The 21,096-nt window shown below is 37.2% G+C and carries 16 protein-coding genes, 1 tRNA gene and 1 other RNA gene; 3 read left to right on the top strand and 15 right to left on the bottom strand.

Annotation, left to right across the window (positions count from 1 at the left end):
- Positions 1-6: 6 nt before the first annotated feature.
- The 4 genes from polA to QUE18_RS05370 all read right to left on the bottom strand — a co-directional run bounded on the left by polA (position 7) and on the right by QUE18_RS05370 (position 4,890).
- The gene (gene polA, locus QUE18_RS05385) at positions 7-2,736 is read right to left on the bottom strand and encodes a DNA polymerase I (protein ID WP_009204554.1); all 2,730 of its coding nucleotides are present in this window, start codon (positions 2,734-2,736) and stop codon (positions 7-9) included.
- The gene (gene cysK / locus QUE18_RS05380; RefSeq protein WP_009204553.1) at positions 2,737-3,666 is read right to left on the bottom strand and encodes a cysteine synthase A; all 930 of its coding nucleotides are present in this window, start codon (positions 3,664-3,666) and stop codon (positions 2,737-2,739) included.
- A 158-nt stretch (positions 3,667-3,824) separates the two neighbouring features.
- Complete coding sequence (locus QUE18_RS05375) at positions 3,825-4,262, bottom strand: RrF2 family transcriptional regulator (protein ID WP_008393735.1); 438 nt, start codon at positions 4,260-4,262, stop codon at positions 3,825-3,827.
- 22 nt (positions 4,263-4,284) lie between these two features.
- The gene (locus QUE18_RS05370) at positions 4,285-4,890 is read right to left on the bottom strand and encodes a DUF4362 domain-containing protein (protein WP_243881087.1); all 606 of its coding nucleotides are present in this window, start codon (positions 4,888-4,890) and stop codon (positions 4,285-4,287) included.
- Between the two features lie 119 nt (positions 4,891-5,009).
- Here QUE18_RS05370 and QUE18_RS05365 point away from each other — a divergent pair, with 119 nt between their 5' ends.
- Both QUE18_RS05365 and QUE18_RS05360 read left to right on the top strand, forming a co-directional pair.
- Positions 5,010-5,624 carry an NUDIX hydrolase gene (locus QUE18_RS05365; protein WP_009204551.1) on the top strand — a complete coding sequence of 205 codons (615 nt, stop codon included), beginning with the start codon at positions 5,010-5,012 and terminating at the stop codon, positions 5,622-5,624.
- Between the two features lie 84 nt (positions 5,625-5,708).
- A tRNA-Leu gene (locus QUE18_RS05360) sits at positions 5,709-5,792 on the top strand.
- Between the two features lie 116 nt (positions 5,793-5,908).
- On the opposite strand, the gene QUE18_RS05355 is transcribed toward QUE18_RS05360, so the two are convergent.
- The 6 genes from QUE18_RS05355 to gltB all read right to left on the bottom strand — a co-directional run bounded on the left by QUE18_RS05355 (position 5,909) and on the right by gltB (position 14,402).
- On the bottom strand, positions 5,909-6,079 hold the full coding sequence (locus tag QUE18_RS05355; RefSeq protein ID WP_009265669.1) for a (2Fe-2S)-binding protein: 171 nt from the start codon (positions 6,077-6,079) through the stop codon (positions 5,909-5,911).
- 48 nt (positions 6,080-6,127) lie between these two features.
- Positions 6,128-7,255, bottom strand: a complete 1,128-nt coding sequence (locus QUE18_RS05350; RefSeq protein WP_008393731.1) for an AI-2E family transporter — start codon at positions 7,253-7,255, stop codon at positions 6,128-6,130.
- 79 nt (positions 7,256-7,334) lie between these two features.
- Positions 7,335-7,511, bottom strand: a non-coding RNA gene (ssrS, locus tag QUE18_RS05345) — 6S RNA.
- A 67-nt stretch (positions 7,512-7,578) separates the two neighbouring features.
- Positions 7,579-8,172 carry a DUF5662 family protein gene (locus QUE18_RS05340; RefSeq protein ID WP_015530897.1) on the bottom strand — a complete coding sequence of 198 codons (594 nt, stop codon included), beginning with the start codon at positions 8,170-8,172 and terminating at the stop codon, positions 7,579-7,581.
- Between the two features lie 188 nt (positions 8,173-8,360).
- A complete protein-coding gene (locus QUE18_RS05335) occupies positions 8,361-9,848 on the bottom strand; it encodes a glutamate synthase subunit beta (protein ID WP_009204549.1) in 1,488 nt (495 codons plus the stop codon).
- Positions 9,849-9,857: 9 nt separating this feature from the next.
- Positions 9,858-14,402: a glutamate synthase large subunit gene (gene gltB / locus QUE18_RS05330; protein WP_009204548.1), complete on the bottom strand. Its 4,545-nt coding sequence runs from the start codon at positions 14,400-14,402 to the stop codon at positions 9,858-9,860.
- A gap of 307 nt (positions 14,403-14,709) precedes the next feature.
- On the opposite strand from gltB, the gene QUE18_RS05325 reads away from it, so the two are divergent.
- Positions 14,710-16,071 carry an MATE family efflux transporter gene (locus tag QUE18_RS05325; protein WP_009204547.1) on the top strand — a complete coding sequence of 454 codons (1,362 nt, stop codon included), beginning with the start codon at positions 14,710-14,712 and terminating at the stop codon, positions 16,069-16,071.
- Between the two features lie 344 nt (positions 16,072-16,415).
- On the opposite strand, the gene queC is transcribed toward QUE18_RS05325, so the two are convergent.
- The 5 genes from queC to QUE18_RS05300 form a co-directional block, all read right to left on the bottom strand.
- The gene (gene queC / locus QUE18_RS05320; protein ID WP_009204725.1) at positions 16,416-17,081 is read right to left on the bottom strand and encodes a 7-cyano-7-deazaguanine synthase QueC; all 666 of its coding nucleotides are present in this window, start codon (positions 17,079-17,081) and stop codon (positions 16,416-16,418) included.
- A gap of 18 nt (positions 17,082-17,099) precedes the next feature.
- A complete protein-coding gene (gene folE, locus QUE18_RS05315) occupies positions 17,100-17,687 on the bottom strand; it encodes a GTP cyclohydrolase I FolE (RefSeq protein WP_008393722.1) in 588 nt (195 codons plus the stop codon).
- Positions 17,688-17,698: 11 nt separating this feature from the next.
- A complete protein-coding gene (gene queE / locus QUE18_RS05310; protein WP_008393721.1) occupies positions 17,699-18,367 on the bottom strand; it encodes a putative 7-carboxy-7-deazaguanine synthase QueE in 669 nt (222 codons plus the stop codon).
- A 5-nt stretch (positions 18,368-18,372) separates the two neighbouring features.
- Positions 18,373-18,792: a 6-carboxytetrahydropterin synthase QueD gene (gene queD / locus QUE18_RS05305; RefSeq protein WP_008393720.1), complete on the bottom strand. Its 420-nt coding sequence runs from the start codon at positions 18,790-18,792 to the stop codon at positions 18,373-18,375.
- 274 nt (positions 18,793-19,066) lie between these two features.
- Complete coding sequence (locus tag QUE18_RS05300; RefSeq protein ID WP_009204724.1) at positions 19,067-21,028, bottom strand: PTS fructose transporter subunit IIABC; 1,962 nt, start codon at positions 21,026-21,028, stop codon at positions 19,067-19,069.
- Between the last annotated feature and the right edge of the window lie 68 nt (positions 21,029-21,096).

Below are 21,096 nucleotides of genomic sequence, written 5' to 3'. Positions count from 1 at the left end.
TTCTCCTTATTTTGCTTCGTACCAGCTTGCTCCCTGTTCAATATCAATATTTAATGGCACACGAAGGCTTACTGCATTCATCATTTCATTCTGTAAGATTTCTTTGACTTCCTCAAATTCATCCAAATGTGTTTCAATCAGGAGTTCATCGTGAATTTGTAAAAGCAGACGGGATTTCATCTGTTTTTCTTTTAATTTCATGTTCACTCTTACCATTGCAATCTTAATGATATCTGCTGCTGTTCCCTGAATCGGGGAATTCATTGCTACACGTTCTCCGAAGTTTCTCTGCATGAAATTGCTGGATTTTAATTCTGGGATCGGACGGATTCGATTGAACATTGTCTTTACATATCCATCTGTTTTTCCTTTTTCCACCTCCCCATCTAAGAATTCCTTAACTCGTGGATACATTGCAAAATAACGATCAATATATTCCTGTGCCTGTTTTCTTGAAATCTTAAGATCCTGACTTAAACCAAACGCACTTAATCCATAAATGATCCCAAAGTTAACCGCTTTTGCATCTCTTCTTTGTGTACTCGTCACTTCATCCATCGGAATTCCAAATACTTCAGAAGCTGTTCTTGCATGAATGTCCTGATTTTCCTCATATGCATGGATCAGTTTCTCATCCTGTGACAAATGTGCCAGAACTCGAAGTTCGATCTGTGAATAATCCGCATCTAAAAATATATATCCCTCTTCTGGCAAAAATACTTTACGAATCGCTCTTCCAAGTTCCATACGGATTGGAATATTCTGAAGATTTGGTTCCGTACTACTGATTCTTCCAGTTGCGGTGATTGTCTGATTAAATTTTCCATGAATTCTCTGATCATCCTGAATAAAGTTTGCCAATCCATCTGCATACGTTGATTTTAATTTCGTCAACTGTCTGTATTCTAAGATCATCGGAATGATCGGATAGAGATGCTCGATCTTTTCTAACACTTCCACACTAGTGGAATATCCAGTCTTTGTCTTTTTTGCACCTTCTAATTTCATATGTTCAAATAAAACAACACCTAACTGTTTTGGAGAATTGATATTGAACTCTTCCCCTGCTTCTTTGTAGATAGACTCCTGTAATTCTTCAATCCTTCCAACCAGCTGATCTCCATATTCTTTCAACGCTTTCGAATCTACGTGAATTCCTCGTACTTCCATATCATGAAGTGCAAACATTGTTGGAATCTCAATCTCTCGATAAAGATCCATCATCTCAAGTTCCGTTAATTTATCACTTAATGGTTGGATCGATTCTCTTGAAATATAAGCTTCATAACCCATGATCTTCTTTCCTGCATCACTTAAAACCCCATCTGTAACCATTGGATGTTTCTTATCGATCAATTCTTTTTTGGATGGAAGCATCATAGATTTATAATCTCTTGCAATATCATCATATTCATAAGTGCTTTTTAATGGATTCACAAGATAAGCAGCCAATGAAACATCAAAAATACTCTTTGTCGTCTCATGGATCGTTAAATGAGACAAATGTTCTTTCACTTCCATCATTGCCACATATCCTATGTTGTCATATAGATCATCAATTTTCTCATATAAAAAATCTTGCGTTATAAATCCAAAACCTTCACAACTAAATAAATATACTTCTTCTCCTTCTGTATTTAATGCAACCCACATTGCATCATTTTCTTTATAAATGGAGATTCCTGCTTCTTTCTTCTTCACTGCTTTTGCAAAAATATCTTCCGCCTCTGCAAGATCGATGATTTCTTTGATCTTAATTTCGAAATCCTCTTGTTCTTCTCCATCAAAACGTTTGAGAATTGCTTTAAATTCCAATTCTTTCAACATATGATACGCTTCTTTCGTATACAGATCACCAAGCTTCGCATCATCAAACGAAATATCGATCGGACTATCTACCTTGATCGTTGCAAGTTCTTTACTCATAACACCCTGATCATAGTATTCCTGCAGATTGTTTTTTGCACGATTGGGTTTTACTTCATCAATATGTGCATATGCATTTTCAATTGATTGAAATTCTTTGATCAGTTTTGTCGCTGTCTTCTCCCCTATTCCAGGAATTCCAGGAATATTATCCGATGTATCACCCATCAAAGCTTTCACGTCAATAAATTCCTTTGGCGTTACCTGATATTTTTCTAACACATCATCTTCATAATAATCTTCAACAACCGTTCCAGCCCTGTTTGTCTTTGGAATACGAATCTGCACTTTCTTTGTCGCAAGCTGTAAAAGATCTCGATCTCCAGAGACAATTTTCACTTCAAATCCTGCTTGTTCTCCAAGAACAGACATTGTCCCAAGAAGGTCATCTGCTTCATAACCTTCTTCCATCATCAAAGGAATGTTCATTGCCTTTAACACTTCACGGATCACTGGAACCTGTTCTTGTAATTCATCTGGCATTCCTTTTCTCGTTCCTTTATAATCCGCAAACATTTTATGGCGGAATGTTGGCGCTTTTAAGTCAAATGCAACTGCCAGATGTGTCGGATTCTCTTCCTCTAAAAATTTAAACATAATATTCAAAAAACCAAGGATCGCATTCGTATGGAGTCCTTGACTATTGGTCATGTCGGGCAATCCATAAAATGCACGGTTTAAAATGCTGTTTCCATCAATCAATAATAATTTCTGTTTCACTCCAGATTGTTCTCCTTTTCTATAAATGCGTTCTGAGACATTGTAACACAAAACTACAGAAATTGAAAACCAATAACATTTAACATGCATTTATGAAAACAATGGTGTTGACAAATATCGATCTCCATTATCTGGCAAAAATGCTACAATTGTCTTCCCTTTATTTTCCTTACGTTTTGCCACCTGAATCGCCGCATATAATGCAGCACCTGATGAAATTCCAACTAAGATTCCTTCTTCTATTGCGATCACTTTTCCATAATCAAAAGCGTCCTCATTCTCCACTCGAATGATCTCATCATAAATTTCTGTATTTAACACTTCAGGCACAAATCCGGCTCCGATTCCTTGAATCTTATGTGGTCCTGCCTGACCTTTTGAAAGCATTGGAGATGTTGCTGGTTCAACAGCGATCACTTTCACATCTTCTTTCTTGGATTTTAAATATTCTCCAACTCCTGTAACAGTTCCTCCTGTTCCAACTCCTGCAATAAAAATATCTACTTCTCCGTCCGTGTCTTTCCAAATCTCTGGCCCTGTTGTCAGTCTGTGAACTTTCGGATTGGATGGATTAACAAACTGTCCTGCGATAAATGCATCTTCGATTTCTTCAGCAAGTTCTTCAGCTTTTGTGATTGCTCCTTTCATACCTTGTGAACCATCTGTTAATACAATTTCCGCTCCATAAGCTTTTAATAGATTTCTTCGTTCAACACTCATTGTCTCTGGCATTGTGAGGATTACCCTGTATCCTTTGGATGCACCGATCGCTGCAAGTCCTATCCCTGTATTTCCTGATGTTGGTTCTATAATAACAGACCCTTCTTTTAATTTTCCTGTTTCTTCTGCATCAACGATCATCTGATATGCGATACGGTCTTTTGCGCTTCCTGCTGGATTATATCCATCTAGTTTTACTAATAATCTTGCCTGTAGTTTAAATCTTTTTTCTACATTTTCAACTTCTACAAGCGGTGTTTTTCCGATTAATTCTATAACATTTTTATATATATTTGACATTATTTTTACTCCTTTGATTTTATTTTCATATAATTCCTATCTTTTTAATATGTTATTAGTATATCAGATTTTAAAACAATGTCAAACTCTTTTATCTTTCGCATTCCTTTTGACACTCTCATCATATTTTTAATAAAAGAAAAACGACCATGTGATCCTTAGATCACATAATCGTTTCCACCTTTGATTCTTGCTTTATTTACGACATCTTCTAATGTAATTCCACTTAAATATTCTTCAATTACCTGTCCTAATCCTTCCCAGATCTCTATCGTTGGACATTCATGGTAGCGTTCACACTGATTCACCTTATCATCCAAACACGCTACTGGCTGTAAGCTTCCCTCTGTTATCTTTAAGATTTCATAAATCGTATAATCTTTTGGGTCTCTGGAAAGCTGATAACCTCCTTTAGGTCCTCGCAAACTCTTTAAATATCCCCTGATACTTAACTGTCTTACAATCTGTTCCAAATATTTTACAGATATCTCCTGTCTTCTTGATATGTCTTTTAATGCGATCCAATCGCCTGTATGATGCATTGCAAGATCATACATTAAACGGACTGCATATCTTCCCTTTGTTGAAATTTTCATATTCTCTGCTCCATTTTCTTAATTATTGTTTAACATCCAGTAACTGTATCGCTGTCTTTAAGCTTCTGACATCCTGTGCCTCATCAAATGTCAGTTTGTTATCCATTGTCAGAATTGCTGTGTAATGGCCATCCTGTTTATAAATCTTGTAGTAGTCATAAGTATACTGTACGTATTTTTCACTGCCATAAGCATCTCTCGTAGAATCCTCTACATAGTAAAACTTCCCATTTACATTAGAAACATACTGAAGAATCGGATCTCCCTCTACGGTATACTGACAAATTACGATAGCACAATCTTTATGATCTTTTACATTCTTTAAAAACTGATTCCAAAGCTTTTTGCTTCCTTTGCCAAATGAATCATATTCAATTACCACAATTCCCTGATATGATGTATCTTCTGCCGTCATTTCTTTCGGATATTTTGAAAGTAGTTTTTTTATCTGATCATATTTTGAAAGTATTTTTATTTCGATCTTCTCATCTCTTTTTGTTTCTTTTGTGGTTTTCTCCGTCTTCGCACTTGTAGAATCCTTGACTGATTTTCCACAACCTGTAAAAGAAACTGCTGTTAAAAGCATCGCTGTACCAAGTATTGTAGCCATAATTTTCTTTCTCATCATAACTCCTTTCTTGCAATCCCCTTATTTCATATCGTTTTAGTATATAATACTTGTTTTTATGTCTATTGTCAATCTTGTTGTGATGCTTTACAATAAAAATATACAGGGAGGTAATATCTATGAGTAAGATAAATAAAATCACACCACTAACAAATGTAAAATTTCTGAATCTTTATGAATTAGAAGCTGAAAATAAATTTGGAGATACACATCCATATTATGTTGCCAGTCGCAAGAATGAAAATATGATGATGGCTGCCACGAAAGAAGTCATTCCTGATGGCGTTGTCATTTATAGTCTGTTTGGAGAAAAAGCTGATCATCTGATCATGGTAAGACAATTTCGTTATCCTTTAAATGATTATATATATGAATTACCTGCCGGATTGATTGATCCCGGAGAATCTATCAAAGAAACTGCAATCCGTGAAATGAAAGAAGAAACAGGTCTTACGTTTACACCCGCTGAATTTGATGATTTCTTAAGTCGTCCTCATTTCTCTTCTGCTGGAATGACAGATGAGACCAATTGCACGGTTTATGGAATTTCTACTGGAATGCCTAATCTTGATCATTTAGAGCCCAATGAAGATTTATCAGTAGAGTTAGTTGATAAAAATGAAGCAAAACGTATTTTAAGAGAAGAAAATCTTTCTGTGAAAGCTTATTATCTCTTATTACATTTTATCCAAAGTGATCCCTCCGATCCTTTTGCCTTTTTAAAATTGGATTAAAATTTAATTTTCATAATTTTTATAAAAATTATTGACATTATGATTCAAAAGTGATAGTATATTTTAGGTCGAACAATTGAATCAGCCGATGTGTCGGAACTGGCAGACGAGACAGACTCAAAATCTGTTGTTCTTATGGACGTGTGGGTTCGAGTCCCACCATCGGCATTTGATGAGAATCTCTGAGAAGGGATTCTTTTTTTATTGCATAGGAAATTTCAACGAAATCCCCTATGCAATAAATAAGATGCTGCTCAAAAACATCGAACAACATCTCTTTATAATTACAAACTCTGTATTAATTCTTCAATTTCATCCAAGCAAGCTCCGCAAGCCGTTCCTGCTCCCGTTACCTCTTTGATCGCTTCGACACTCTTCGCTCCTTCTTTGTATGCATCCATAATCTGCCCTGCTGTGATATCAAGGCATGGACAGATGATCTGATCTCGATTCATAACAAATACCTCCATTTTTATTTTATAGAAGTATTATGTGCATTTTCATTAAGGTATATCCACATTCTTTTTCTTTATCTGTTTGTTCACAATCTCAGAAAACAGCTGATATAAGACAGAACAAAACGGAATACTAAAAATCATTCCTACGATCCCAGCGATATTTCCACCGATCGTTACAGCTACTAACACCCATATTGCCGGAAGTCCTACAGAGTTTCCTACAACATGTGGGTAGATAACATTTCCTTCAAATTGTTGTACAACAACGAACATGATGATAAAAATGATAGCCTGTTTCCAATCTACCATAAAGATCAATAAGACCCCGACCCAGCATCCAATAAAGCCGCCAATGATCGGAATTAATGACATCACACCGATAAAAACTGCGATCAGTACCGCATATGGAAGTCCTAATAGTTTCATTGATGCAAAAATCAGACAGCCTAAGATCACAGCTTCTAAGCACTGCCCTGATAAAAAGCTTGAAAATGCATTATTTGATAGTCTTCCAACTCGTACAATATACTTCGCAACCCGTTCCGGTAAAAAAGCGACCAATACCTTTTTCACCTGCATTGATAATTTTTCTTTCTGAAGCAATGCATTGAGTGCAAATACAAATCCCAATGCAAAACTTACAATAAATTGCACAACATCCGTAATCGCACTTACCGTTGAATTTAGCATACTTGTTGCGCCGTCTTGTAAAAATGTGATCAACTCTCCACTGATCTTATCCCAGTCAAACGTGATCTGATTCACATATTTATGTACCATTGGTTTATTCATTGATGTTTTCTCTAATAGGGCTTGTATCTCTTTTACATATTCAGGAATATTGTTTGATAACTTAAATATTGTATCTACCAATTCTGGAATGATCAATCGTGATACTAACAAGATCACACCCACAATACTAACGATTGCCATAATAAGGCTCAATGAACGCTTTCCTTTTTTTAACTTATAAAACAATTTCCTTTCAAAGAAACTCATTGGAACATTGATGATAAAGGCAACACAACTTCCTAAAATAAACGGAAATGCCACTGAGCTTACATAAGATATTCCTGAAAATACAACTGGAAGATTACTTAACACAAGATATAAGATAATCCCAAACGCCACTAAGATAAATGGCGTTTTATCATTCTCTTTAAAAAATTTCAAAACTTTAACTCCTTTATAGGTTTGTTATGTTAAAAGGGACTGTTAAAACTAACAGTCCCTCTTGTTATCTTTTGCATATCATATACCCGGAATGCCGGTCTCGCGATTTTGACGCCTAGCAGAGCTAGGTGGGTTTTCTCGATCAACGTTCTGCCGTCCCCCGGTATCAGGGCTTGACATCCGGTCGATTATACGAAGTCCCATGATAAATAAATGTAGGTTCAAAATAGCAAGTTATCGTACACCCCAGGCTTCTTATCTGATTTACATTACATATTATACTGTAAGTATGGTAATATTTCAAGTCACAGATACATGAAATTCTATCCAATCTTAATATTTTTTTTACATTGTTGAAATGGTGAGATCTTATCATATCCACTCATGTCATTCTTCAAGTCATTCTTCAAGTAGGCAAACGTATATTTTTCACCTTTTTCTGCATACATTCTAAGCAAGTTTAACAGATAATCTCTCGATGCTTCACACATGATCGATGCTCCAATTCCGTGTTCAAAATATTCCAACGGGCTCTTCTGATCGAATTCATCTCCATTATAAATCTTTCCTGCACTGACACGATCAACAAACATCTCTGCCATATATTTCTTTGGAATCTTCATCCCAACCAATCCTGGATGGTCTTTATCAATGCTGTAATCAATCCAATATTCAAAATGATGTTTGTTCCGTCCTTTATGATGCAGCCATGACATTGAAATCCCTTCCTCCATACGTTCTGCATTATTCGGACTTTCTGTTCCCTGATAATATTTCACTCCTACCAGAAATTCCGTTGGGGAATATTTGGACATATCGTGCATAATTCCCTGATAATAAAGACCCAGTTTAAAACAGCCTTTTGCCACCAGAATCTTATGTCTTGTAATCGTTTTAAAGTGACCAATAAAATGCATAATCCAATCTGCTCCCTCATACTTCTCTCTTTTATTAAGATTTTTTCTCCACGGATTATCATAGCAAAAACAATCTCTTTTGAAAAGACTTTCTCGAAAACTTATCAAAAATAGTTTTGTTTTTTGCAAACGAAAAATGATGTCAGACGATATTTGTATTTCTGACATCATTTTTCAATTTTTATAACTTAAAGATTTGTATATCCCATTAATTGTTTGTCAACTTCACGAGCTGCATCTCTTCCTTCACGGATCGCCCATACAACAAGTGACTGTCCTCTATGCATATCTCCTGCAGTAAAGATATTTTCTACATTTGTCGCAAAACTATCTGGTTTTGTTTCTACATTTGTTCTCTGGTTAACTTTAACCCCAAAAGCTTCTGTGACATAAGCTTCACTTCCTAAGAATCCTGCTGCTATCAGTACAAGATCTGCTGGAATCTCTTTTTCAGATCCTTCCACTGGAACCATCATCATTCTTCCTGTCTTTTCATCTTTTTTGCTTTCAAGATTTACTAAAACAGCTTTTGTGACTTCGCCTTTTTTATTCATTTTGAATTCTTTGACTGTTGTCTGGTAGATACGTGGATCATGTCCAAAAACCGCGATCGCTTCTTCCTGTCCATAATCTGTTTTACAGATTCTTGGCCATTCTGGCCATGGATTGTTCTCTGCACGTTCATCCGGAAGTTTTGGCATCATCTCTAGCTGAGTAACACTCTTCGCTCCATGACGAATGGATGTACCAACGCAGTCATTTCCTGTATCTCCACCACCGATAACAATAACATTCTTTCCTTTGGCAGAGATATATTTCTTGTCTTTTAATCCAGAATCTAACAGACTCTTTGTTGTGGATTTTAAGAAATCAACCGCAAAATAAATTCCTTTTGCTTCACGTCCAGGAACTTCGATATTTCTTGGATTTGATGATCCGCAAGCTAAAACTACTGCATCGTAATCTTTCTTTAACTGTTCTGGTTTGATATCTTTTCCAACGTTTGCATTCGTCACAAAGTGAATTCCTTCTTCTTTCATGATCGCAATCTTACGTTCTACGATATGTTTTTCCAATTTCATATTTGGAATTCCATACATTAACAATCCACCAAGACGGTCAGAACGTTCGTACACTGTAACTTCATGTCCACGTTTGTTTAAAGAGTTGGCTGCAGATAATCCAGAAGGTCCAGAACCGATCACTGCAACTTTCTTTCCTGTACGGAATTTTGGTGGTCTGGCTTTAGCTAATCCATGTTTGTATCCATACTCGATGATACTTAATTCATTTTGTTTGGAACATACAGGATTCCCATTTAATCCACATGTACAGGCATTCTCACAGAGTGCCGGACATACACGTCCGGTAAACTCTGGAAATGGATTTGTTTTCTTAAGTCTTAAGTATGCCTGTTCCCAGTTTCCTGTATAGATCAAGTCATTCCACTCTGGCACCAAGTTGTTAAGTGGGCAACCAGATGCCATTCCATTCAATAATACTTTTCCTGACTGACAGAATGGTACTCCGCAGTCCATACATCTTGCACCCTGTTTCTGCTGTTCTTCTCTTGAAAGAGGAATATGAAATTCGTTAAAATGTTTGATTCGTTCTTTCGGAGATTCTGCACGGGCGTCTTCTCTTTCATAATCTAAAAATCCAGTTGGTTTTCCCATAATTTCCTCCTATTTTCCTGCATTTGCCTTGATATTAAATGCTTCCATCTTTGCCTGTTCACTGCTTAATCCACGTTCTTCCATCTGAACGATCAGATTTAACATTGCTTTGTAATCATTTGGCATGATCTTCTTAAATTTAGGCAGATACTGTTCAAAGTCTTTTAGAATTTCTTTTCCTTTTTCGGAATTTGTATATGCAACATGTTCTTTTAACATATCTTTTAATTCAATAACGTCATATTTGGATGTTACAGTTTCTACTGAAACCATTTCTTTATTTAAGTTCTTATATAACTTACTGTCTTCATCTAATACATAAGCAACTCCACCACTCATACCAGCTGCGAAGTTCTTTCCTGTTGGTCCAAGAACAAGAACACGACCACCTGTCATATATTCACATCCGTGATCTCCAACACCCTCAACGACCGCTGTAGCTCCTGAGTTTCTGACACAGAAACGTTCTCCAGCAACACCATTGATAAATGCTTTACCACTTGTAGCTCCATATAATGCAACGTTACCTACGATGATGTTATCTTCTGCTTTGAATTTGATTCCTGTTGGAGGACAAAGGATTAATTTACCGCCAGAAAGTCCTTTTCCGAAGTAGTCATTGCTGTCTCCGACTAACTGTAATGTCAGACCTTTTGGAATGAAGGCTCCGAAACTCTGTCCACCAGCTCCGTTACATTTTACAACATATGTGTCATCTTCTAATGCCTGTTCACCCCAGTGCTTTGTGATCTCTGATCCAAAGATCGTTCCGAAAGTACGGTCAATATTTGTAACATCAAGCTGAATACTCTTCTTCTGTTTCTTTTCGAGTGCTGGCATTAATTCTTTCATCAGCACTTTCATATCTGCTGTCTGCTCCAGTTTGAAATCATATACATTCTTGTGGTTGTAATCCATCTTCTGTGCTGGATCATATTTATATCCAAGAATCCTTGAAAGATCTACATGTTTTTCAGCCGCTTTTGCATTTGGTTTTAATAAGTCTGTACGTCCGACTAATTCATCAACTGTAGCTACTCCTAATTTCGCCATGTATTCTCTTAATTCCTGAGCAATAAACTTCATGAAGTTTATAACATATTCAGGTTTTCCTGCGAATTTTTTACGAAGTTCTGGATTCTGTGTTGCAACTCCGACTGGGCATGTATCTAAGTTACATACTCTCATCATAACACATCCAAGTGTTACAAGTGGTGCTGTTGCAAAGCCAAATTCTTCCGCTCCAAGCATTGCTGCGATCGCCACATCACGTCCACTCATTAACTTACCATCTGTCTCAACGATAACTTTATTACGAAGATCATTCATGATCAGATTCTGATGTGCTTCTGCAAGTCCAAGCTCCCAAGGAAGTCCTGCATTGTAGATGGAGTTTTTAGGAGCAGCTCCTGTACCACCATCATAACCAGAAATCAAAATAACCTGTGCTCCGGCTTTCGCTACACCAGATGCAACTGTTCCGACTCCTGCTTCAGATACAAGTTTTACAGAAATTCTTGCATCTCTGTTTGCATTCTTACAATCATAAATTAACTGTGCCAAGTCCTCGATAGAGTAAATATCATGATGAGGTGGTGGGGAAATTAAGCTTACACCGGCTGTTGAATGACGAGTTTTCGCAATCCATGGATAAACTTTCTTACCTGGAAGATGTCCACCTTCTCCTGGTTTTGCTCCCTGTGCCATCTTGATCTGAATCTCTTTTGCACTTACTAAATATTCACTTGTTACTCCGAATCGTCCAGATGCAACCTGTTTGATCGCTGAACAACGGTTTAATCCATCTCTTCCGACTTTTAATCTCTCAGGTCTTTCTCCACCTTCACCACTGTTTGATTTACCACCTAATTTATTCATGGCAATTGCCAGTGTCTCATGTGCTTCTCCAGAAATAGATCCGTAAGACATCGCTCCTGTCTTGAAACGTTTAACGATAGAGTCAACGCTTTCTACTTCCTCAATTGGAATACCCTTTTCTGGATAATCAAATTCCATTAAACCTCTTAAGTTTCCTGGTTCTAATTCCTTATCAATCATATCGGTATATTGTTTAAACAGATCATAACTTCCTGTTCTTGTTGCAACCTGAAGTGTATGAATCGTCTGTGGATTGTATAGATGTTGTTCTTTTCCACTTCTATATTTGTGACTTCCTGCACTTTCCAGTGTCAGATCATTTTCTAATCCCAATGGATCGAACGCTGCTCCATGTCTTGCATCTACATCTGCTTCTAAGTCTTTTAAGGAAATACCTTCAACTCTGCTGACTGTATTTGTAAAATATTTTTCGATCACATCAGAATTGATACCAATTGCTTCAAAGATCTGTGATCCCTGATAAGACTGTAATGTTGAAATACCCATCTTAGATGCGATCTTAACGATTCCATGAAGGATTGCATTTGTATAATCTTCAACAGCTGCGTAATAATCTTTCTGAAGCATATTTTCATCGATCAGTTTCTTAATTCCCTGTAATGCAAGATATGGGTTCACTGCACATGCACCATATCCTAACAGTGTTGCAAAATGATGAACTTCTCTTGGTTCCCCGCTCTCTAAGATCAGTGCAACAGATGTACGTCTCTTTGTCTTGATCAGATACTGATGCATTGCTGATACTGCTAATAAAGAAGGGATTGCCACATGGTTTTCATCGACTCCTCTATCAGATAGGATAATGATATTCGCTCCATCTCTGTATGCTCTGTCTGCCTCTACAAACAAGCGATCTAAGGCTTTCTCAAGAGATGTATTCTTGTAGTATGTAATAGGAAGTTCTACAACCTCAAATCCTTTTTTATTCATAGATTTGATCTTTAACAGATCTGTATCTGTAAGAATTGGATTGTGTACTTTTAATACGCGGCAGTTCTCTGGTTTCTCGTCTAAAATATTACCTTCTTTTCCAACATAAACTGTTGTTGATGTTACAAGTTCCTCACGGATCGCATCAATTGGAGGGTTTGTTACCTGTGCAAATAACTGTTTGAAATAATTAAATAATGGCTGATGACGATTGGATAATACTGCAAGTGGTGTATCATTTCCCATGGCTGCGATTGCTTCAGATCCATTTAACGCCATTGGAAGGATTGCTGTACGGATATCTTCATAAGTATATCCGAATGCTTTCATCAATTTTTCGCGTTCTTCTGCTCCATATGTTGGAACTGGTTCATTTGGAATCTTTAAATCTTTCAATTCTAACAGATTACTGTCTAGCCATTCACCATATGGCTCTTTCTCTGCGTATTTTTCTTTCACTACATCATCTGCGATCACTTTTCCTTTGATCGTATCAACTAACAACATCTTTCCTGGATGAAGTCTTTCTTTCACTACGATCTTTGTTGGGTCGATGTCAAGAACTCCGATCTCAGAAGACAAGATCAGCTGATCATCATCTGTGATGTAATATCTTGATGGACGAAGTCCATTACGGTCAAGTACTGCTCCTACCTGATCACCATCTGTGAAAATGATAGATGCTGGTCCATCCCATGGTTCCATCATCGTTGCATAATATTGATAGAAATCACGTTTTTCCTGAGAAATAACTTTATTATTTTCCCATGGTTCTGGGATTGTGATCATGATCGCATGCGGAAGATCCATACCGCTCATAACTAAGAACTCTAATGTATTATCAAGTCTCGCAGAGTCAGATCCATTTGGATTTACGACTGGGATCAGTTTGTGCATCTCATTTTTAAGATATTCTGATTCCATATTTTCTTCTCTGGCAAGCATCTTATCGGCGTTACCACGGATGGTATTGATTTCTCCATTATGTACGATAAAACGATATGGATGAGCTTTCTCCCAGCTTGGTGTCGTATTAGTACTGAATCGTGAATGCACAAGTGCGATCGCTGATTCATAATCTGAATCCTGAAGATCGTTAAAAAATGTACGAAGCTGTCCAACTAAGAACATACCTTTATATACGATCGTTCTGCTGGATAATGAAACAACGTATGATTCTTCATTACTCTGTTCAAATACTTTTCTTGCGATATATAATTTACGATCAAAATCAAGTCCTTTTTCAACATCCGCAGGTTTTGCTACAAATCCCTGTAAGATCTTTGGCATGCATTCTAATGCTTTCTTACCAAGAACTGTTGGTGTTGTAGGAACTTCTCTCCATCCAAGGAATGTCATTCCTTCCTTCTCAACGATGATCTCAAACATCTTCTTCGCCTGACGAAGTCTCAATTCATCATTCGGGAAGAAGAACATTCCGATTCCATATTCTCTTTCTTTTCCAATATTGATATTGGCTGCCTTACAGGCTTTGCTAAAGAACTTATGAGAAATCTGAAGCATGATTCCTACACCATCTCCTGTCTCTCCTGCTGCATCTTTACCTGCACGGTGCTCTAATGTCTCAACAATCTTCAATGCATTATCTACTGTCTGATGATTCTTAACTCCCTTAATATTTACACAGGCACCGATACCGCAGTTATCGTGCTCAAAACTTGGATCATATAATCCAGGAATTTGATTTGTCTGTTTCATATCCATTCATCCTTTCTCGATGTACTGTCTCGTGTTTTTTCTTATCATACCGAAATTTTCCCTAGTTGTAAAGTATGAATTTTCTTAAGTTGTCTGATAATTAGATTTCTTAACGATTTATACATTTATTTTCTGATAATATATCGAATTATCTCTTATTTTCTCGTTTACTGAATCCTGTTTCTCAAAAAGTTTTTTAAAAAGTTGTACTATTTTGTCATTTATACTATACTAGATAACGTCCGTTTCGACCATTTTCGATCGTTTCGACAATCTTTTATATATATTTTAGAAAGAAGAGGTTTTATTTATTATGAACGAACAAAAGACAAATCCGCTCGGTACCGAGAAGATATCAAATTTGCTTCTTCGTTTCGCTATTCCTAGTATTATCGCTATGGTCGTAAGTGCCTTATATAATATGGTAGACCAGTTTTTCATTGGACGAAGTGTTGGGATGCTTGGGAACGCAGCAACAAATGTTGCCTTTCCTTTAGTTATCACCTGTACTGCCATCGCCTTGATGTGTGGAATCGGCGGGGCTGCAAACTTTAATCTTTGCATGGGCCAACAAGAAAAGGAGGAGGCTGCTTCCTTCGCTGGAAATGCAATCACAATGCTTTTTTCACTTGGTATGATCCTTTGTATCATAACAAGATTATTTTTAAAACCAATGATGATCTTATTTGGCGCAACATCTAGTGTTTTAGATTATTCTTTAATCTATACAGGTATTACATCTCTTGGATTTCCATTTTTGATCTTAACAACAGGTGGTACGAACCTTGTCCGTGCTGACGGAAGTCCAAAGTTTTCCATGACCTGCACTTTAACTGGTGCGATCATCAATACGATTCTTGATCCAACCTTGATCTTTGGTTTCCACATGGGAATTGCTGGTGCTGCTTGGGCAACCGTGATCGGACAGGTCGTATCTGGAATCATGGTTATTTTATATTTAAGAAAATTTAAAACAGTAAAACTTACAAAAGAAAAGTTAAGACCACATCCTCATTATATAGGAAGAATCGTTTCTCTTGGTATGGCGCCATTCTTTAATCAGGTTTCCATGATGGTCGTACAGATCGTTATGAACAATGTTTTGATCCGTTATGGCGCAAAATCTTCTTACGGAAGCGATATTCCATTGGCATGTGCCGGAATCATTACGAAGATCAATATGATCTTTTTTGCGATTAATATTGGTATTTCTCAAGGATTACAGCCAATTATCAGTTATAACTATGGTGCAAGAAAGCTAGATCGTGTCCGTGAGGCTTATTTGAAAGCTGCGATTTCTGCAACGATCATCAGCACAGTTTCTTTCATCTGCTTCCAGCTGTTCCCACGACAGATCATTGGAATCTTTGGGTCTGAAAGTGAAGCTTATTTCCGTTTTGCAGAGAAGTTTTTCAGAATCTTCTTGTTTTGTACCTTTATTAATGGATTACAGCCAATTACTGCAAACTTCTTTACAGCAATTGGAAAGGCAAATCGTGGTATTTTCCTTTCATTGACCAGACAAGTTATTTTCTTGCTGCCTTTGATGATCATTTTGCCGATCTTCTTTGGAATTGAGGGAGTTATGTTCTCAGCACCGATCGCAGATGGATTTGCTGCGGTATGTGCGATAACATTTGCGGTAAAGGAATTGAAGTCGTTTCAGAAATTGTGATTTGTAGTTTGAAGGCGGAAATTATTGGTGGAATATTATAAAAAGAGATCATGTGCCTGCAACCCACTCGCGTTCGGACTCCCACGTAGCTGTACTAAGCTCCTGAATGGTCTAACGACCATCCACTCGCTAAGTGCAGACGTGTCCGTACGGTTGCTGACACATGATCTCTTTTTATAATATTCAAATAATTTACATGATTCAAACCACTACACAGTGTGTATGTTATACGGTACTGGCTAATAATTTTTGTATTTATTAATAGATGACAGATGGTAAAAGGGCTTAAACAACACCGATTTATCGAGATGTTTATAAAGCAAGCTTTTCTCTTTCGTATATTTTTATTTATGTCCACGGACTTTTAAATATTCCTCTAATCCATGTCTTCTCAACTTACATGCTGGACATTCTCCGCATCCATCACCCATCACTCCATTATAACATGTCAGAGTTTCATTTCTTACAATATCAAAGACGCCTAATTTATCAGCCATCTCCCATGTCTGTTTCTTGTCAATCCACATCAGTGGTGTGATCACTTCAAACTCATAATCCATGGCAAGTGTTAATGTTGTTTCTAAAGATGAGATAAAGACATGGCGACAATCTGGATATCCACTGAAATCACTCTGGGAAACACCCGTTACTAACACATGAATATCTCTTTGTTTTGCAAAAACAGCTGCAAATGTTAAGAATAACATATTTCTTCCATCGACAAATGAATTTGGTGTTCCTTCTTCTGGTGCTTCATGATCCACTTCCATATCCACTCTGGTAAGAGAGTTTGGTGCTAACTGATTTAACAGTCCCATATCCAGAATATGATGTTCTACACCGTGTTCTTTACAGATTTTCTTTGCACATTCGAGTTCCTTTGAATGTCTCTGTCCATAATTAAATGAAAGCGCGATCACTTCATCATATTTCTTCTTTGCCCAGAAAAGACATGTTGTGCTGTCTTGTCCACCGCTGAATACCACAACGGCCTTGTTTGGTTTTGCCATTTTGCTTCTCTCCTTTTCTTATTTTCCTGCCTGCATCATGAAATGCCATTTTAATGTGGAATCTGTATCAAATGCTCCTCGAAGTGTTGTTGTCACTGTCTTGGCATTGTGTTTTTTGATTCCTCTTGCACTCATGCAGCTATGACATCCTTCAATATAAACAGCTACATCTTCACTTCCTGAAACTTCCATGATAATTTCTGCGATATCACTTCCGATCCTTTCCTGAAGCTGTAAACGTTTTCCAACCATATCACAGATTCTTGCGATCTTACTAAGTCCTAATACCTTGTCTTTTGGCAAATATGCCACAGAGACTTTCATATCATACATTAATGCCATATGATGCTCACAATAACTAAAGATATCAATATCTTTTACGATCACCATATCTTTATGATCTTTGACACTTAGATCATCTTCAAATGTCTTTGAAAACATCTGTGCGATCTCATGATTGCTGTAATTCATTCCTTCAAAGACTTCTTCATACATTTTCGCTACACGATCTGGTGTTTCTTTTAACCCTTCACGGTTTGGATCATCTCCAAGTGCAACAAGAATACCTCTTATATGTTCCTTGATCGCTTCTTTATCGATTGCCATAGTATTTCCTCCTATACACCTGTCTTGTCAGGGTCCCATACAACTTTATGGATCTGAATCTGGAACCTGACTTTGTTAAGCTTGTTTTCTTTCATAAATTCAACGATTTCTTCTGGTTCGATTTTACCAAATACAGGACTGAAGTATACAATTGCTTTTTCACAAAGTCTGAATCGTTCAATGATTTCTTTGGCCCTGTTTAAATCCTCCCTGCTTCCAATAACAAATTTAACAACATCCCATGGTTTTAAATATTCCATATTTTCAAGGCACATATTCTCTTCCATATTACTGGATGGAAGTTTGTAATCCATTGTCATTGTTAGTCTGTTGTCTCTTTCTTTATAATATCTGATCGGTACACTTCCATTTGTCTCAATCTCAATCTCAACTTTTGGCATCATCAAGATACTTCCGATCAGTTCTGACACATTTTCATCAAGAAGAGGCTCTCCACCTGTTAATGTAACAAGTTCGACTCCTGCTTCTTTGATCCTTTCTACAATCTGCGGTGCCGTCAATAATTCACATCTTGCATCTCTTTTATTGGCCCATGTTGTGTCGCAGTAAGAGCAGTTTAAGTTACATCCTTTCAATCGGATAAACATAGCAAGACGACCAGCTTTCTTTCCTTCTCCGTTGATACTTACAAAGGTTTCGACTACTTTAAATGTTTCCATCTCATTTACTCCCCATATGCTGCCATATTATTTGGTGTCTCATAAACTTTCGCTAACTTGACATCATATCCGATTTCTTTCACTCTATCATAAAAATATTTTGCAAAACTCTCTGCAGTTGGACGAAAATCTACGAAGATCATTTTGAAATTTTCCTCTTTCAATGCTTCTACTGTCTTCTCTTTTAATGTTCCATCTTCTATGATCAGACTATGATCAAACTCATCTGCTAATTTTTTAATATCATCTTTTAACTGTCCAAAATCGACAACCATTCCTCGAATCTGCCCTGTCTGTTCTAATGTTTCACTTTGTACGGTAACTTCTAATTTCCAGCGGTGACCGTGGATATTGCTGCATTTTCCTTCATAACCCGATAAAAAATGAGCTGAATCAAAGGATGCATGTGTTGTTAACTGATACATTTTCTTCTTTCCCTTCTACATATATTTTCAATCAAAAAAGGATACAAGCACGCGTACCTGTATCCTGAAAATCTTCTTCTCAGTCCTAGTTTTGTTTATAGACAGGATGGTACGAATGAACTGTCTTTGATTTCTAAAATCTTATCTAGTATATCATTGTTTTATCAAAATAGCAAACAGAGATTGCAAAATTTCACAATCTCTGTTTACTTATTATAAATATTGCTTATGAAAATATGAAGAATTAATTTATTGTAAATGGTTATTTACAATCTTATTTATTTAATGGTTTCTTTGTAAATGACATAACGATCATTCCAATAACTGCACCAACTACTACAGAAATTAAGTATTGTACTGGATTCGTGATGACTCCAATAACAAAGATTCCACCGTGTGGTGCTGGAAGTCCACATTTAAATGCCATGGATAACGCACCTGCTACTGCAGATCCTACGATACATGGTGGCAGGATATGGATTGGATCTCCTGCTGCAAACGGGATAGCTCCTTCTGTAATGAATGATAATCCCATGATGTAATTTACAACACCAGATTTTCTTTCACTCTCTGTAAAACGATTCTTGAAGAATGTTGTACAAAGTGCGATCGCAAGTGGAGGTACCATTCCTCCGGCCATAACAGCTGCCATGATCGCATACTGTTCTGGTCCTGCATTGGCTACTGTTAACTGTGCTGTACCAAATACATACGCTGCTTTATTAAATGGACCACCCATATCAATGGACATCATCGCTCCAAGAACTGCTCCTAAAAGGATAGAACTTGTTCCACTCATAGATGATAAGAAGTTATTCAGTCCTGTATTGATCGCTCCAACAACCGGATTAACTGCGATCATCACAACACCCATAATTAAAATACCACAAACTGGGAATAGTAAAATTGGTTTTAACCCTTCTAATGCACTTGGTAATTTATCAAACAGTTTTCTTAATAAAACCATGATATATCCACCAACAAAACCTGCAAATAATGCTCCGATAAATCCAGAGGAAACGGCTTTGGCAGAATCATATGCCATGATATTAGCAAATGTATAACCACCATTTGCTAATGCTCCACCAACGAAACCTATCGCTAATCCTGGTCGGTCTGCAATACTCATTGCAATAAATCCAGCTAAGATTGGAAGCATAAATCCAAATGCCTGTTCACCGATTGTCTTTAGTAAAGCTGCAAGTGGTGTATTCTTACCGAAGTTTGCCGGGTTGATCGCCTGATTATCTACTAAGAATGCAAGAGCGATCAAGATACCTCCACCGATTACAAATGGCAGCATATGAGATACACCATTCATCAGATGTTTATAAATCTGACGTCCAACGCTTTCACCTTCTGCACTATCTTCTTGTGCTGCTGCTCCTGAATGATGATATGTTGGCGCTTTCTTATCTAAAATTGTCTGGATCAGTTCTTCTGGTTTATTAATTCCGTCCGCTACTTTTGTCTGAAGAACCTGTTTTCCATCAAAACGTGCCATCTCAACGTTCTTATCTGCTGCTACGATGATTCCATCACAATTTTCAATCTCTTCTTTTGTTAAGACATTCTTTGCTCCACCTGAACCATTTGTCTCAGCTTTTAATGTAATTCCCATCTCTTTTGCTTTATTCTCAAGAGATTCTGCTGCCATGAATGTATGAGCGATTCCTGTTGGGCATGCTGTAACTGCAAGAACTCTGATCGTTCCATCGTCTGCTTTCTCTTCTTGTACAGCAGGTTTCTCTTCTTCCTTCGCCGCCTCTTCTGGGAATTTTTCTGTTTCTTTCTTGTCAATCAATGCAAGATATTCTTCCTTGCTTGTTGCCTTTAATAAACTGTCCTTAAATACTGGATCCATTAAGATCACAGATAATCTTGACAATGCCTCTAAATGCACGTCGCTTCCTTCTGCTGGTGCTGCGATCATAAAAAATACATCAGATGGTTCTCCATCCATTGCTTCATAATCGACTCCGTCTGGTACTGTCATAGAAGCCAAACCAGCCTTAGTTACTGCTTTGTTCTTAGAATGAGGAATTGCAATCCCTCCTCCGATACCAGTTGTTCCATTAGCTTCTCTTGCTAAAATGCCCTTCTTGTATTCTTCGCGATCTGTGATGTTTCCGCCCTTGACCATTAAATCAACCAGATGATCAATTGCTTCTTCTTTGCTGTTAACCTTCACGCCAAGGTCAATTGTTGCATCCTGCAACAGCTCTGTAATTCTCATACAGGTTATCCTCCTTTTCCAAAATAAAAACGTCAAAATCAATCATTCGTTTCCTTTTTTTCTTCATT

Origin of the sequence: Anaerostipes hadrus ATCC 29173 = JCM 17467, assembly GCF_030296915.1 — a bacterium.
GTDB classification, from domain to species: Bacteria; Bacillota; Clostridia; order Lachnospirales; family Lachnospiraceae; genus Anaerostipes; species Anaerostipes hadrus.
Note: the sequence above shows the minus strand (reverse complement) of the source record. Positions and strands in the feature narration are given on the sequence as shown.

Bases quoted from the DNA above. Each gene is read 5' to 3' on its own strand.
- queE (WP_008393721.1), bottom strand. From the start codon at position 18,367: ATGGAAACATTTAAAGTAGTCGAAACCTTTGTAAGTATCAACGGAGAA.
- QUE18_RS05365 (WP_009204551.1), top strand. From the start codon at position 5,010: ATGAGTAAGATAAATAAAATCACACCACTAACAAATGTAAAATTTCTG.
- QUE18_RS05340 (WP_015530897.1), bottom strand. From the start codon at position 8,172: ATGCATTTTATTGGTCACTTTAAAACGATTACAAGACATAAGATTCTG.
- folE (WP_008393722.1), bottom strand. From the start codon at position 17,687: ATGGCAATCGATAAAGAAGCGATCAAGGAACATATAAGAGGTATTCTT.
- QUE18_RS05335 (WP_009204549.1), bottom strand. From the start codon at position 9,848: ATGGGAAAACCAACTGGATTTTTAGATTATGAAAGAGAAGACGCCCGT.
- polA (WP_009204554.1), bottom strand. From the start codon at position 2,736: ATGCATGTTAAATGTTATTGGTTTTCAATTTCTGTAGTTTTGTGTTAC.
- cysK (WP_009204553.1), bottom strand. From the start codon at position 3,666: ATGTCAAATATATATAAAAATGTTATAGAATTAATCGGAAAAACACCG.
- QUE18_RS05355 (WP_009265669.1), bottom strand. From the start codon at position 6,079: ATGAATCGAGATCAGATCATCTGTCCATGCCTTGATATCACAGCAGGG.
- QUE18_RS05300 (WP_009204724.1), bottom strand. From the start codon at position 21,028: ATGAGAATTACAGAGCTGTTGCAGGATGCAACAATTGACCTTGGCGTG.
- QUE18_RS05325 (WP_009204547.1), top strand. From the start codon at position 14,710: ATGAACGAACAAAAGACAAATCCGCTCGGTACCGAGAAGATATCAAAT.
- queD (WP_008393720.1), bottom strand. From the start codon at position 18,792: ATGTATCAGTTAACAACACATGCATCCTTTGATTCAGCTCATTTTTTA.
- QUE18_RS05375 (WP_008393735.1), bottom strand. From the start codon at position 4,262: ATGAAAATTTCAACAAAGGGAAGATATGCAGTCCGTTTAATGTATGAT.
- QUE18_RS05370 (WP_243881087.1), bottom strand. From the start codon at position 4,890: ATGATGAGAAAGAAAATTATGGCTACAATACTTGGTACAGCGATGCTT.
- queC (WP_009204725.1), bottom strand. From the start codon at position 17,081: ATGGCAAAACCAAACAAGGCCGTTGTGGTATTCAGCGGTGGACAAGAC.
- gltB (WP_009204548.1), bottom strand. From the start codon at position 14,402: ATGGATATGAAACAGACAAATCAAATTCCTGGATTATATGATCCAAGT.